13 protein-coding genes and 1 other annotated feature are annotated in these 13,616 nt (G+C 39.4%); of the genes, 11 read left to right on the top strand and 2 right to left on the bottom strand.

What is annotated here, in order from left to right; translation table 11 throughout:
- Positions 1 to 12 precede the first annotated feature (12 nt).
- The 8 genes from FG383_RS08600 (at position 13) to rnz (ending at position 8,108) form a co-directional block, all read left to right on the top strand.
- Positions 13 to 1,125: a M20/M25/M40 family metallo-hydrolase gene (locus FG383_RS08600; RefSeq protein ID WP_142606886.1), complete on the top strand. Its 1,113-nt coding sequence runs from the start codon at positions 13 to 15 to the stop codon at positions 1,123 to 1,125.
- 22 nt (positions 1,126 to 1,147) lie between these two features.
- Positions 1,148 to 1,633, top strand: coding sequence for a chemotaxis protein CheW (locus FG383_RS08605; RefSeq protein ID WP_142606888.1), 486 nt, complete (start codon positions 1,148 to 1,150; stop codon positions 1,631 to 1,633).
- A gap of 229 nt (positions 1,634 to 1,862) precedes the next feature.
- The gene (locus tag FG383_RS08610; RefSeq protein WP_142606890.1) at positions 1,863 to 3,107 is read left to right on the top strand and encodes a DNA polymerase IV; all 1,245 of its coding nucleotides are present in this window, start codon (positions 1,863 to 1,865) and stop codon (positions 3,105 to 3,107) included.
- A gap of 108 nt (positions 3,108 to 3,215) precedes the next feature.
- Positions 3,216 to 3,503, top strand: coding sequence for a metal-sensing transcriptional repressor (locus tag FG383_RS08615; protein WP_142606969.1), 288 nt, complete (start codon positions 3,216 to 3,218; stop codon positions 3,501 to 3,503).
- Between the two features lie 17 nt (positions 3,504 to 3,520).
- Positions 3,521 to 3,727: a copper chaperone CopZ gene (gene copZ, locus FG383_RS08620; protein ID WP_142606892.1), complete on the top strand. Its 207-nt coding sequence runs from the start codon at positions 3,521 to 3,523 to the stop codon at positions 3,725 to 3,727.
- An 83-nt stretch (positions 3,728 to 3,810) separates the two neighbouring features.
- A complete protein-coding gene (locus FG383_RS08625) occupies positions 3,811 to 6,228 on the top strand; it encodes a heavy metal translocating P-type ATPase (RefSeq protein WP_142606894.1) in 2,418 nt (805 codons plus the stop codon).
- A 119-nt stretch (positions 6,229 to 6,347) separates the two neighbouring features.
- Entirely contained in the window at positions 6,348 to 6,932 is a 585-nt protein-coding gene (locus FG383_RS08630; protein WP_142606896.1) for a YdhK family protein, read from the top strand.
- Between the two features lie 228 nt (positions 6,933 to 7,160).
- A complete protein-coding gene (gene rnz, locus FG383_RS08635; RefSeq protein WP_142606898.1) occupies positions 7,161 to 8,108 on the top strand; it encodes a ribonuclease Z in 948 nt (315 codons plus the stop codon).
- Between the two features lie 17 nt (positions 8,109 to 8,125).
- On the opposite strand, the gene FG383_RS20870 is transcribed toward rnz, so the two are convergent.
- Together FG383_RS20870 and proC are read right to left on the bottom strand one after the other, a co-directional pair.
- The gene (locus tag FG383_RS20870; protein WP_185907888.1) at positions 8,126 to 8,272 is read right to left on the bottom strand and encodes a hypothetical protein; all 147 of its coding nucleotides are present in this window, start codon (positions 8,270 to 8,272) and stop codon (positions 8,126 to 8,128) included.
- Positions 8,273 to 8,412: 140 nt separating this feature from the next.
- Positions 8,413 to 9,225 carry a pyrroline-5-carboxylate reductase gene (proC, locus tag FG383_RS08640; protein WP_142606900.1) on the bottom strand — a complete coding sequence of 271 codons (813 nt, stop codon included), beginning with the start codon at positions 9,223 to 9,225 and terminating at the stop codon, positions 8,413 to 8,415.
- A gap of 49 nt (positions 9,226 to 9,274) precedes the next feature.
- Positions 9,275 to 9,486: a binding site (T-box leader), on the bottom strand.
- Positions 9,487 to 9,606: 120 nt separating this feature from the next.
- Here proC and FG383_RS08645 point away from each other — a divergent pair.
- The 3 genes from FG383_RS08645 to FG383_RS08655 all read left to right on the top strand — a co-directional run bounded on the left by FG383_RS08645 (position 9,607) and on the right by FG383_RS08655 (position 13,453).
- On the top strand, positions 9,607 to 10,551 hold the full coding sequence (locus tag FG383_RS08645; protein WP_142606902.1) for an MBL fold metallo-hydrolase: 945 nt from the start codon (positions 9,607 to 9,609) through the stop codon (positions 10,549 to 10,551).
- Positions 10,538 to 11,290: an SDR family NAD(P)-dependent oxidoreductase gene (locus FG383_RS08650; RefSeq protein ID WP_142606904.1), complete on the top strand. Its 753-nt coding sequence runs from the start codon at positions 10,538 to 10,540 to the stop codon at positions 11,288 to 11,290. The genes FG383_RS08645 and FG383_RS08650 overlap by 14 nt, the downstream gene beginning before the upstream one ends.
- Positions 11,291 to 11,383: 93 nt before the next feature.
- Positions 11,384 to 13,453, top strand: coding sequence for a catalase (locus FG383_RS08655; RefSeq protein WP_246096924.1), 2,070 nt, complete (start codon positions 11,384 to 11,386; stop codon positions 13,451 to 13,453).
- Positions 13,454 to 13,616: the final 163 nt, after the last annotated feature.

A 13,616-nucleotide genomic window follows, 5' to 3' on the forward strand; every position in this document is an offset into this window, starting at 1 on the left:
AGTCTACACAAGATGAACCGTTTAATAGAAGAATTTTTTGAATTAGTAAAAATAGATTCCGAAACGAAGCATGAAGAAGTAATCGCGCCGATTTTAAAGGATAAATTAGAGCAATTAGGTTTTTCTGTTATCGAAGACGATTCTGCTGAGCGAACTGGACATGGTGCAGGAAATTTAATCGCCACTTTAAAAGGCACGAAAGCAGATGTGGATGCAATTTATTTCACTGTTCATATGGATACAGTCGTTCCAGGTAAAGGAATCCAACCAATTCTAAAAGAAGACGGCTATATCTATTCGGACGGTACGACTATTTTAGGAGCGGATGATAAAGCAGGAATTGCTGCTTTATTTGAAGCCATTCGTCGTTTGAATGAGCAGGAGGTACCACATGGTGATATCCAGGTCGTGATTACAGCTGGAGAAGAAAGTGGTTTAGTTGGAGCAAAAGAAATGGACTCTTCACTACTTACAGCCAAATACGGCTATGCCATTGATAGCGATGGTCCTGTTGGAGGTATCGTTACTGCGGCTCCGTTCCAGTCCAAACTATGGACAACGATTACTGGCAAAACAGCCCATGCTGGAGTTGCACCTGAAAAAGGAATTTCTGCTATCACTTTAGCTTCTAAAGCAATTTCCGCGATGAAATTAGGTCGTATCGATGCAGAAACGACTGCCAATATTGGTCGCTTTGAAGGTGGACAAGCAACAAATATTGTTTGCGATGAAGTGCATATTTTATCGGAAGCACGTTCTCTTAATCACGAAAAGTTAGAAGCACAAGTGGCGCATATGGTAGCTACTTTCGCAGATATAGCAGAAAAACTAGGAGGTACAGCTAAAACCGAAACGGAATTAATGTATCCTGGTTTCCATTTTGAAGATGATCACGAAGTAGTACAAGTAGCGAAAAAAGCAGTTGAAAAAATTGGTCGAACTGCCGATATAAAAAGAAGCGGCGGAGGCAGTGATGCAAATGTCATTGCTGGATTTGGTATTCCAACGGTAATTTTATCTGTTGGCTATGAGGAAATTCATACGACAAATGAACGCATGCCAGTAGTAGAGCTAGAAAAATTAGCTGATTTACTTGTAGAGATTGTAAAAGTAGCAGCAGAATAATGTATACAGGAGGTGCTGTTTATTGTCTAGTGAAAAAGTAGTTGTTTTTCAATGTGGAAACGAAGAATACGCAGTTCCCATTGAACATGTCGTATCGATTGAAAAATTAGAACAAGTAAATCCAATCCCACATTTACCGAATTATTTAATCGGATTAATGAAGATTCGTGGAGAACTCGTTCCAATTATCGACTTCGAAGAAATCTTATATCATCGTAGTGGTGTAAATTATGAGAATGCTCGTGTCGTGACGATGCATACACAAGATATGTCAGTTGGAATTCTAGTGAAGGAAGCGAAAGAAATTCTAGACATTCTAACGGATGATTTAAAGCAAATCGGTCTAGTAAATTATACGAAAACGCAATATTTTACGGCGGTTGCAAATTTAGAAAATCGAATGATTACCATCGTCGATCCATCTATTTTAGTTCGTTCTTTAGAAGGAATTAAAGATATTCAATCGTATTTGGAAAATGTGAAGAAAGAAGAACAAGGTAGCTATTAATAGCTACCTCTTTTTATATGAAAAAAGCGGAAAAGGGCAACTGATGGTGATGGGAAAGCAACCATTCAAACATCTAAAGCAACCAGCCAGTTGGCGAGAGCAATCAATCGTCCAACAAGAGCAACCAGATCCCATTTAAATAAGCTCCTATTGGAAAAACATATCTCAGAATAGCTCAATTGTCGGTAAAATTGTTATTATGGAATAATACAAATTGGAGGTGAGGTATGTGCAGCGTAAGGCGAGAATTATATTTCATCTAGATATGAATAGTTTCTATGCTTCTGTCGAACAAGCACATGATCCTTCATTGAAAGGAAAAGCGATTGCGGTTGCAGGGGATCCGAAACAAAGACGTGGAATTTTAGTCACTTGTTCATACGAGGCTCGCGCTAAAGGTGTGTATACTACAATGTCTGTTTGGGAGGCAAAACGAAAGTGTCCCGAGCTGATTTTATTGCCACCGAATTTTGAACGGTATCGTGCTGCATCGAAAGCGATGTTTGATATATTACGTTCGTATACGCCGCTTGTGGAACCGGTGTCCATTGATGAAGGGTATATGGATGTGAGTGATGTAGAAATGGGACAAGATGCAGTTGCTTTTGCGGAATCCATTCAACAGCGAATCATTCGAGAACTAGATTTGCCAAGCTCGATCGGGATCGCTCCGAATAAGTTTTTGGCAAAAACTGCTTCGAATATGAAGAAACCGATGGGAATTACAGTTTTACGTAAAAGAGAAGTTGCGGAAAAGCTTTGGCCACTCCCTGTTATAGAAATGCACGGTGTTGGAGAAAGCACATCCAAAAAGTTTGAAGAATTCGGCATAAATACAATTGGAGACTTGGCAAATGCCGCTCCCGGTCTTTTAAAAGAAAAGCTTGGGAAAGTAGGAATACGACTTTCTGAGCGAGCAAATGGCATAGACAATCGGGGAGTGGATCCAGAATCAGTTTTCGATACGAAAAGTGTTGGAAACTCTACAACCCTTCCTTATGATGTAACGGATGTAGACGAAATTGAAAAAGTATTACGCTTACTTTCGATAAAAGTAGCAGCTAGACTAGAGTCAAAAAATTTAGCAGGACGTTCGATCACGATTCATATTCGAGACGCCAATTGGAAAAATAAGACGAGAAGCAAAACAGTAACGAATCGATTATTTGAAGAAAAGGAGATTTTTCAACTTGCGACCACATTGTTCCATGCAACTTGGAAGGATGAACCGATCCGATTACTCGGCGTTACGGTAAACAACGTATACGATAAAGGAGAATCGGTGGAGCAGTTATCTATTTTTAACTTTGAAGAGCATGCAAAAGAAGAACCTATTTTAAAACTTGTCGAACAGTTACAAACTAAGTTTGGAAAAGATACGATTAAACGGGGTATTAAAGTAAAAAAGAAACCTTCGTTAGAATCTAAAACGAGTTTTAGTAAGGATTTTTTGGATGATCATGAAAAAAAATAAACAAAATCATTTCGCTTTACATACCTTACGAGGGTACTGTATTATAAAGGTGAATAGGAGGTTGGATACTTGGACAATATTACAGAAGATAATACAGTTACAACTGACATGTCTTGTCGGAAAAGTCATCATCCTGAACATGTAAAAAAAGATTTAACAAATCGCTTAAACCGAATAGAAGGACAAATCCGTGGAATAAAAGGAATGGTAGATAAAGACGTCTATTGTGACGATATAATTACCCAACTATCCGCAACTCAATCCGCTTTAAACAGCGTAGCAAAAGTTCTTTTACAAGGACATTTAAAAGGCTGTGTAGTAGATAGATTAACAGAAGGCGACGATGAAGTACTAGACGAACTACTAGTTACCATTCAAAAATTAATGAGAAAATAAAAGGAGTAGTGATACAGATGGAAAATATAACATTGAGCGTACAAGGAATGTCCTGTGGTCATTGTGTGAATGCAGTTGAAAGTAGCGTTTTTCAATTAGACGGTGTAGAACAAGTAAAGGTAAACTTAGAATCAGGTAAAGTAGATGTTTCATTTGATAACGAAAAAGTTACGCTTAGCGAGATTAAAGAAACAATTGATGAACAAGGATATGATGTGGAATAGTCGGGTAAGGGTGCTATTTTAGCACTCTCTTTCTTACAAAATTATATACCCCCTAAAGGTATAAGTGGAGAGGTGAAATTCAAATGAGTAATGAAGTAAAAGAAACAAGTCTACAAATTACAGGAATGACTTGTGCTGCTTGTGCTACAAGAATTGAAAAAGGGTTAAGTAAAATGGATGGTGTAGAAAAAGCGAATGTTAACTTGGCACTTGAAAAATCGTTAATTAAATACAATCCTGAAAAGTTGAGCGAGCAAGACCTTGAAGAGAAAATTCAAGCGCTTGGGTATGGGATTGCGAAGGAGAAAAGAGAATTTGCCATTACAGGAATGACTTGTGCTGCTTGTGCAACAAGAATTGAAAAAGGGTTAAATAAAATGGACGGCGTAACATTTGTAAATGTTAACCTGGCTCTTGAAAATGCAGCTGTTGAATATAATCCTTCCGAAACTTCCGTTGCGGATATTATTGGAAGAATAGAGAAGTTAGGGTACGGGGCGCTCCATAAGGATAATGAGAAAGATACGATGGATTACCGAGAGCAAGCAATACAAAAGCAAAAAAGAAAATTTTTCATCGCTGCTCTTTTGTCACTTCCATTATTGTGGACGATGGTTGGTCATTTTTCCTTTACTTCCTTTATTTATATGCCCGAAATACTGATGAACCCATGGGTACAAATGACGCTAGCAACGCCGGTTCAATTTATCATTGGTTGGCAGTTTTATGTGAGTGCTTATAAAGCGCTTCGAAATGGTAGTGCTAATATGGATGTCCTTGTCGTGATGGGCACATCCGCTGCGTATTTTTATAGTGTATATCAAGCCATCGTTACGATTGGTGCACATCATACTGCACAATTGTATTTTGAAACTAGCTCCGTTTTAATTACTCTTATAATATTAGGAAAACTTTTTGAAGCAAAAGCAAAAGGTCGGTCCTCTGAAGCAATTAAAAAGCTTATGGGACTTCAAGCGAAGACGGCGTTGGTTGTTAGAAATGGTGCAGAAATAGAAATACCACTTGAAGAAGTAGTTACCGGGGATACAATTTTAGTAAAACCAGGTGAAAAAATTCCTGTAGATGGACTAGTGCTCGAAGGAAACACGGCTGTAGATGAATCGATGCTAACAGGTGAAAGTATTCCAGTCGATAAGATGACTGGTGATTCTGTGTTTGGTTCAACGATCAACAAAAATGGTTTTCTGAAAATGGAAGCAACGAAAATCGGAAAAGACACCGCGCTTTCGCAAATTATTAAAGTGGTGGAAGATGCGCAAGGCTCTAAGGCACCGATTCAAAGACTTGCCGACAAAATCTCTGGTGTATTTGTGCCGATTGTCATAGGTATTGCCACTATCACTTTTTTAGTTTGGATTATTTGGGTACACCCTGGAGAAATTACTCCGGCATTAGAAGCTTTGATTGCTGTTCTTGTTATTGCTTGTCCTTGTGCTTTAGGACTTGCAACACCAACTTCTATAATGGCAGGATCTGGGCGTGCCGCAGAGTTTGGTATTTTGTTTAAAGGCGGCGAACATTTAGAAACGACTCACCATATTGACACGGTCATTGTAGATAAAACTGGAACTGTTACAAACGGAAAACCCGTGTTGACGGATGTAATTGTATCCCAAGAGGGAAATGCGGAGGAATTCCTTTCACTAATAGGCGCTGCTGAAAAACAATCGGAACATCCACTTGCAGAAGCGATTGTTCAAGGAATTCAAGATAGAGGAATATCCCTTCGTGACGTACAACAATTCGAAGCAATCCCAGGTTATGGCGTTAAAACCATCGTTGACCATAAAGAAATTCTTGTTGGAACACGTAAGCTGATGTATCAACATAATATTGACATTTCTCCTATCCTATCAGTGATGGAAGGCTTAGAAGCGAATGGGAAAACAGCCATGCTCGCAAGTATAGATGGTGAATATGCGGGACTCATTGCAGTAGCAGATACAGTCAAAGAAACATCCAAAAAAGCAATTAAACGATTAAAAGAGATGAATATCGATGTCATTATGATGACAGGCGATAATGAACGTACTGCTAAGGCAATCGGCAAGGAAGTTGGCATTGACCATGTGATTTCGGAGGTTCTTCCAGAAGGGAAAGCAGCCGAGGTCAAAAAGCTACAGGATTCTGGAAAGAAGGTGGCTATGGTCGGAGACGGGATTAATGACGCCCCTGCCCTTGCAGTTGCTGACATCGGTATGGCAATTGGAACAGGAACAGATGTTGCAATGGAAGCAGCCGATATTACGTTGATTCGTGGAGATTTGAATAGCATTGCAGATGCAATCATTATGAGCCACAAAACGATGCGAAATATTAAGCAAAATCTGTTTTGGGCTTTTGCCTACAACACGCTAGGAATCCCAATTGCAGCTGTAGGCTTATTAGCTCCGTGGGTAGCAGGAGCCGCTATGGCATTTAGTTCTGTGTCGGTTGTATTGAATGCTTTACGATTACAAAGAGTAAAACTAGAGAAATGATTTTGGAGACTTTGCCTACTTCGGTGGGCAAGTTTTTTCCACCATTTTCGTGAGTGCTTGTTATCAAATACAGAATATGAGTTAGTTAGTGGAGAAAGTAAAGATGGAGGGGGATTACGATGAAAAAAGAATTAGTGATTGGGATAGTAAGTTTGTTCGCAGCATTTACGTTGACCGCTTGTGCAAATGATAAAAATGAAACGACTTCGAATGAAAATATGGATATGAATGCAAGCTCTGAAGAAAGCATGAACATCGATCATTCTAAGATGAATCATTCTAGTTCAGGGGAAGTTCCAGAAGGTTTGAAAGTGGCAGTAAATCCAACTTACCCAGTAGGAAGTCAAGCAATTATTGAAACGGATCATATGGAAGGGATGAAGGGGGCAGAAGCAACAATTGTGGGTGCTTACGATACGATAGTTTATACGATTTCCTATACTCCGACTATAGGTGGAGAAAAAGTGACAAATCATAAATGGGTTATTCAAGAAGAGATTAAAGATGCTGATGATAAATCGTTAAAACCAGGATCAAAAGTTACGATAGAAGCTAATCATATGAAAGGGATGCAAGGTGCAACTGCGGAAATAGATTCAGCTGAACAAACGACGGTTTATATGGTGGATTACACGCCAACGACTGGCGGAGAAAAAGTAACAAATCATAAATGGGTAACAGAAAGTGAATTGTCATCTAAATAGGTGTGTATAAAAAGCGTATATAATTTAAAATAGGTGCTGGCCTCATATGGACAGCACTTATTTTATTGGCATAGTTGTTTCCTGATGCTTTTCATACGGTAATCTATTGCAAGACATGTTCCGAGAAGGTAGTATAAAAGGAATTAAAGTAAAAGAGAAAGTCTTATGAGAATTTAAAATGGATTTTCGAAAAGATTTTCTTGGATGATTACGAAAGTAGGTGAGAGGATGCAACTATTATTTTTAGGTACTGGTGCGGGAATGCCTTCCAAACAGCGCAACACAACTGCCACTGTATTGAAATTACTCGATGAACGGGGAACATTTTGGATGTTTGACTGTGGAGAGGCAACACAACATCAAATTCTACATACAACATTGAAACCGCGAAAATTAGAGAAGCTGTTTATCACGCATCTTCATGGGGATCATATATACGGACTGCCTGGTTTGCTCGGCTCCCGTTCTTTTTTAGGTGGGGATGAAGCCCTAACGATTTATGGACCAGTTGGATTAAAAGCATGGATCGAATTGACGCTTGCTACATCGAAAACACATATCAAATATAAACTGAACATTATCGAAATCGAAGAAGGCATTGTTTTTGAAGATGATCAGTTTATCGTCGAAGCAAAGTTGCTTGAACATGTTATCCCTTGTTTTGGGTATAAAGTGACGCAAAAAGCCCTTCCTCCAGAACTTCTGATAGCGAAGACGGATGCACTAGGAGTACCAAGAGGTCCATTATTGAAGCAGTTAAAAGAAGGACAAGATGTAGAATTAGCTGATGGACGTATCGTAAGGAGCTCTGATGTAACAGGGGAACTAAAAGAAGGATTTCAAGTGACCATTCTAGGGGATACAAAATTTTGCGAGAACGCTATATTATTAAGTCAAAGTGCCGACATTGTCGTGCATGAAGGGACATTTGATCAAGACACGGCAGAACTTGCGGGTCTATACGGGCACTCAACCATCATGGATGCAGCAAATGTTTGTAAAGAAGCTGGGGCAAAGCACTTGATAGTCAATCATATAAGTGCAAGATTTATGCCATCTGATATAAAAGACATGATTGCTCAAGTCAAACATTATGAGTTTCCGATTTATGTTGCGGATGATTTTGCTGAATTTGATTGGGTAAATGGAGAGTTAAAGAAGGTTCCGAGGGAGTAGTATCACTCGGAATCTTTTTATTTTTTTTCAAGTATGACTAAACTAAGCGTTGCAACTGGTCCGATAATAAGTGATAAAAGGAACCAATTCAAACCACTTCCTTGTGCGATTCCTGCGTTTATAAGGGTAAGGGTACCCCAACCGACAAAATAAGAATTATCCATTCGGTAGTACACGCCTTTCTAGGTGTTTAGTTGCTTATGTGGGAGAAATGGTTGCTATCACAGATGAAATGGTTGCTCCAAGATCTCATTTGGTTGCTTTCCAATGCCAATTGGTTTCCCTTAGCCAATTTCTCCCACTATTATTCGTACTGCTTTCCAAGAACACGAGATTTGTTTTGAGCGGCATCAATGCATGCAAATATTGCTTCGTCTACTTTATGATGTATTAACTGTTCAACGCCTGCTTCTGTTGTGCCGCCTGGACTTGTTACTTTTCTTCGCAGTTCAGATGGTTCCACGTCGCCTTTTTTCAGCATTTGTGCTGCACCTTCCATTGTTTGGATGAATAGTTGACGAGCATCGGCAGAAGTCAATCCATGCTGTACAGCAGCTGCTTCAAATTGTTCTGCAAAGTAGTATAAATAAGCAGGGCCGCTACCAGCAAGTGCCGTCACCACATGTAAATCTTCTTCGTCTACTACTTTCACTGAACCAATTGCCTCTAGTATATCAATAACTTCCAGTTTCGATTTCTCTGAAACAAGGTCATTCCAGCTAACAGCAGACGCACTTAATCCAACGGCTGCAGAAGTATTTGGCATAACACGTGCAATAGGTCGAGTTCCTAAATGGGTAGAGATTGTTTGGATCGATACACCCGCAATAACGGAAATGATCATTGCTCCTTCATTTAAATAAGATGCAATTTCCCCAAATGCATCAATTGCATCTTTCGGTTTCATTGCTAGAACGATAATGTTTGCTTCTGTTATCGCCTTTTTTTCTTCGCACACGATCTGTACGTTATACGTTTGTTTCAAATGCTCCAGTTGATCAATATCTGATTTATTGGTCACATGAATTTGCGCAGGAAGAACCTTCTCCTCTTTCGTCAAGCCATTGATAATTGCCTCCGCCATTGCTCCAGCTCCGATAAAAACGATCTTCGACATGTACAATCCACTCCTTTTGGTCATATAAAAAAGCGCTCCCGTCCCTATAAATAAGGACGAAAACGCTTGTCTCCGCGGTACCACCTAAATTTGCCGAAAAATCGGCACAACTTACTCCTCCTTATCGCGGGAGGCACGACTATGTTTACATAGTAGCTCCGAAGTAGGTTCGACATATGAGCGGGAGGTGAAACTTGCAGCGGGTCATTTCACTCTCTAGTACTCCATCATATATGTACTATTCTTCATCTTGGCTTTTATTTTCTGAATTAAAGAAATTATATGTTGCATTTTCAGAAAAGTCAACGTCAATTTAGTGACGTCTTGTAAAAAAAGCGGTACAATGGAATGAATAGCTATTCATAACAAAGGGGATTTTACATGATAATACATAAAATTAGCGTGCCGACTCCATTTGCAGTTGGGGATGTAAATTCATATTTAGTCAAAGGGGATGCACTTACATTAGTAGATGTAGGACCAAAAACGGAAGAAGCTCTGAAAGCACTTTTAGCTGGGATAAAAGAAGCGGGTTATGCACCAACAGATATTGAACAAGTGCTATTAACCCATCATCATCCAGATCATTCTGGCTGGGTAGATGCTTTTGACAAGGCTACGATATTAGGCCATGCATATAACCAACCATGGTTAGAAAAAAATGAAGATTTTTTTCAGTATCACAATGAATTTTATATGCAAAGTTTGATAGAAGAGGGAGTACCAGAAAGCTATTTACACTGGGTAGAAAAGATGAAGAGACCACTTCAGCTTATCGGAAATCGACCAATCGATAAAATATTGAACGATGGTGACATGCTACCTGGACATCCTGAATTTACCGTACTAGAAACATTAGGTCATGCGCAAAGTCATCTATCATTTTGGGCAGAGAAAGAAAGAGTTTTAATCGGTGGAGATCTTATTTTGGAGAAAATTTCATCGAACCCACTAATTGAACCACCGTTAAATAAAGGAAAACGCGCAAAATCAATGTTACAATATAATGCATCGCTTAAACGAATTCAAGAACTACCAGTAGAGAAAATATATAGTGGACATGGCAACGAAGTGTTTAATGTATATGACCTTCTCACGACAAGACTGGAAAAACAAAAAGAACGAGCATTGAAAGTACTAGATATGATGAAAGACGGGGAAAAAACAATTTTTGAACTTACCCAAGCGCTTTTCCCAAAAGTTTATGAAAAAGAACTAGGATTAACGCTGTCCGAAACAATAGGGCAAGTCGATTATTTACTGGAAAACGGCTATATTATGGAACATCGTAATGAGAAAGGGATTTTGTTGTATGAGCAAGCTTAAGAAAATATGTATTACCGGCGCTACAAGTGGCGTCGGGCTTTTGCTTGCCAAAAAACTTCAAGCACAAGGACATGAAGTATGGGCAACCGGAAGAAACCAACAAGTACTAGAAGAATTACATCTGCTAGGCATACATACAATACAAGCCAACTTAACTTTAGACTTATCGTTTGACGAGGTGTTTAAGGAAATGGGTACGCCGGACACGGTCATACTTTGTGCTGGTGTAGGAACTTTCGCATATATGACCGAGTTAGAAGAGAAAGAAATGGATCAAATGATGCAAGTAAATGTACTTGCACCGATGAAACTGACCAAATTTTTTGCAACGAAAATGAAAAAAAGAAGGACTGGGCATCTAATTTTCGTTGCTTCGCAAGCGGGGAAAGTTGCGACTCCAAAAGCGTCTGTCTATGCAGCTTCCAAACATGCGATTCTTGGATTTGCAAATGCGGTGCGCATGGAATTGAAAGAATTCGGCATTCACGTGACAACCATCAATCCGGGACCAATCGACACGCCATTTTTAGATTTAGCTGACCAAACCGGTAGCTACAGGAATAAATTAAGCAAACATCTTTTGTCTCCTGAAAAAGTGGTCGAAGCTATCGTGAAAACAATCGAAAACCCAGTTAGAGATATAGATTTACCAGCGTATATGCGTATAACGAGCAAACTGTATGCAGTATTTCCTAAGACAGTAGAAACACTAGGAAAAGGTTTTTTTAATAAAAAGTAGAAATTAATCATTTTATTAATAAGTACCTTCTTCCTTACATATAGTATAGATGGAGCTTAATGAACGAAACAACAATACTAGAAAGGGGATTTGGTGGATAAAACACCGGAAAATGATAAACGAAAAGTGGATGAAAATAGCAAGGATCGTCAATTAGAACAGTTTCGAGTGAATAATGACGGGAAAAAGATGACGACCAATCAAGGCCTAAAAGTGTCAAACGATGAAGAATCGCTAAAAGCTGGTGTCCGTGGACCAACGCTTATGGAGGATTTCCACTTCAGAGAAAAAATTACGCATTTCGATCATGAACGAATTCCAGAAAGGGTAGTGCATGCAAGGGGTTACGCTGCGCACGGGGAATTTGAATTGTATGAATCGATGACGGAATACACAAGAGCTGGCTTTTTGCAAAAAGCCGGAACGAAGACACCTGTATTTACTAGATTTTCAAATGTAGTTGGAAGTTCAGGTTCTTCCGACACGGTGCGGGACGTTCGCGGGTTCGCGGTGAAATTTTATACCGAAGAAGGCAATTATGACCTTGTTGGCAATAATATCCCTGTATTTTTTATCCAAGATGCGTTAAAGTTTCCGGATCTTATTCATGCAGTAAAACCAGAGCCGCATAATGAGATGCCACAAGCAGCCTCTGCGCATGATACTTTTTGGGATTTCGTCGCGAACAATCAAGAATCAGCGCATATGATCATGTGGCATATGTCAGATCGCACTATCCCGAAGAACTTTCGTGTAATGGAAGGTTTTGGGGTCCATACTTTTCGATTCGTTAATGCAGAAGGGGTAGCTAGGTTTGTGAAGTTTCATTGGAAGCCGCTACTCGGAGTCCACTCGCTCGTTTGGGATGAAGCCCAAAAGATTGCAGGGAAAGATCCTGATTTTCAACGCCGTGATTTATGGGAATCAATTGAAAATGGTGATTTTGCCGAATATGAACTTGGTGTGCAAATGATCAATGAAGCGGATGAATTCATGTTTGACTTCGACATTTTAGATGCTACGAAAATATGGCCAGAAGAAATAGTGCCAGTTAAGATAATCGGCAAGCTGACATTAAACCGAAATGTTGACAATGTTTTCGCAGAAACAGAGCAAGTGGCATTCCATCCGGGAAATCTAGTGCCTGGGATTGACTTCACGAATGATCCACTGTTGCAAGGTAGGTTATTTTCTTATATTGATACCCAATTATTACGACTTGGTGGACCAAACTTTACAGAAATCCCTATTAATCGTCCTATTTGTCCGTTCCATAATAATCAGCGTAATGGATTTAGTCGCCAGTCGATTAATGTCGGGCAAGTGAGCTATCACAAAAATTCTCTTGCAAACAATACACCTTCCACTAGTACTGCAAAAGAAGGTGGCTTTGTCCACTACGCACAAAAAGTGGAAGGGCGAGTTATACAGGCAAGAAGTGAGTCATTCAAAGATCATTTTTCACAAGCAAGACTTTTTTGGAATAGTATGTCTCCTCCAGAAAAACAGCATATTATAAATGCATTCTCATTTGAAGTAGGGAAAGTTAATGATCGCAATGTTAGGCAGCAAGTAGTGGATATGTTCGCACATGTCGATTTTGAAATGGCGAGTATTATTGCGGACAATTTAGGCGTGAATAGACCAACTGGACAGCAATCTCAAGTAACTGCTTCTTCCCCTGCACTGAGTCAAGCAAATACGAGAAGAGTCCCCCAAACATTGAAAGTTGCTGTGCTCATTGGCAATGGATTTGATGTGGATGAAGTGGAATCAGTAGTCAGAACGCTCAGACGCTATGGTGTACAGTTTACGATTGTTGCGGAGAAATTTGGCATAATCAGGAGTAAAGATCGCTTTAAAGTTCGAGTGAATGAAACTTTCCTCACGACAGCTCCTGTACTATTCGACGCTTTATATGTAGTTGGAGGAACGGCTGAAAATCAAGGGAAATTCAATTCAGATTTAATTTATTTTATAGATGAAGCGTTCAAACATTACAAACCCATTGGTGTTGCAACAACAGGAGTGCCATTTTTCGATGCATCAAGTGCAAAGGCAGGACCTGGAATTGTGTTTGCTACTAACAACGCTGACTTCAGTAAGATGTTCGTCCAAGCGATTACACAACAACGATTTTGGGACAGAGATATTTATCAATAGATATGATAGAATGTTATAAGTCGCCCCAGCAAGAAATACGGAGCGGCTTTTTGCTATTTGTCTGTCATTTGACTAACTGTGATTGTAATTATATACTTACTTACGATAGGTAAGTTAGATGTTTTGTTGGATAAATTGACTTAAGACTAGTTAATGTTCCATA

Origin of the sequence: Psychrobacillus soli, assembly GCF_006861775.1 — a bacterium.
GTDB lineage: Bacteria > Bacillota > Bacilli > Bacillales_A > Planococcaceae > Psychrobacillus > Psychrobacillus soli.

Coding starts and splice junctions, on each gene's coding strand:
- FG383_RS08625 (WP_142606894.1), top strand. CDS start 3,811: ATGAGTAATGAAGTAAAAGAAACAAGTCTACAAATTACAGGAATGACT.
- FG383_RS08645 (WP_142606902.1), top strand. CDS start 9,607: ATGATAATACATAAAATTAGCGTGCCGACTCCATTTGCAGTTGGGGAT.
- FG383_RS08630 (WP_142606896.1), top strand. CDS start 6,348: ATGAAAAAAGAATTAGTGATTGGGATAGTAAGTTTGTTCGCAGCATTT.
- FG383_RS08650 (WP_142606904.1), top strand. CDS start 10,538: ATGAGCAAGCTTAAGAAAATATGTATTACCGGCGCTACAAGTGGCGTC.
- rnz (WP_142606898.1), top strand. CDS start 7,161: ATGCAACTATTATTTTTAGGTACTGGTGCGGGAATGCCTTCCAAACAG.
- FG383_RS20870 (WP_185907888.1), bottom strand. CDS start 8,272: ATGGATAATTCTTATTTTGTCGGTTGGGGTACCCTTACCCTTATAAAC.
- copZ (WP_142606892.1), top strand. CDS start 3,521: ATGGAAAATATAACATTGAGCGTACAAGGAATGTCCTGTGGTCATTGT.
- FG383_RS08600 (WP_142606886.1), top strand. CDS start 13: ATGAACCGTTTAATAGAAGAATTTTTTGAATTAGTAAAAATAGATTCC.
- proC (WP_142606900.1), bottom strand. CDS start 9,225: ATGTCGAAGATCGTTTTTATCGGAGCTGGAGCAATGGCGGAGGCAATT.
- FG383_RS08615 (WP_142606969.1), top strand. CDS start 3,216: ATGTCTTGTCGGAAAAGTCATCATCCTGAACATGTAAAAAAAGATTTA.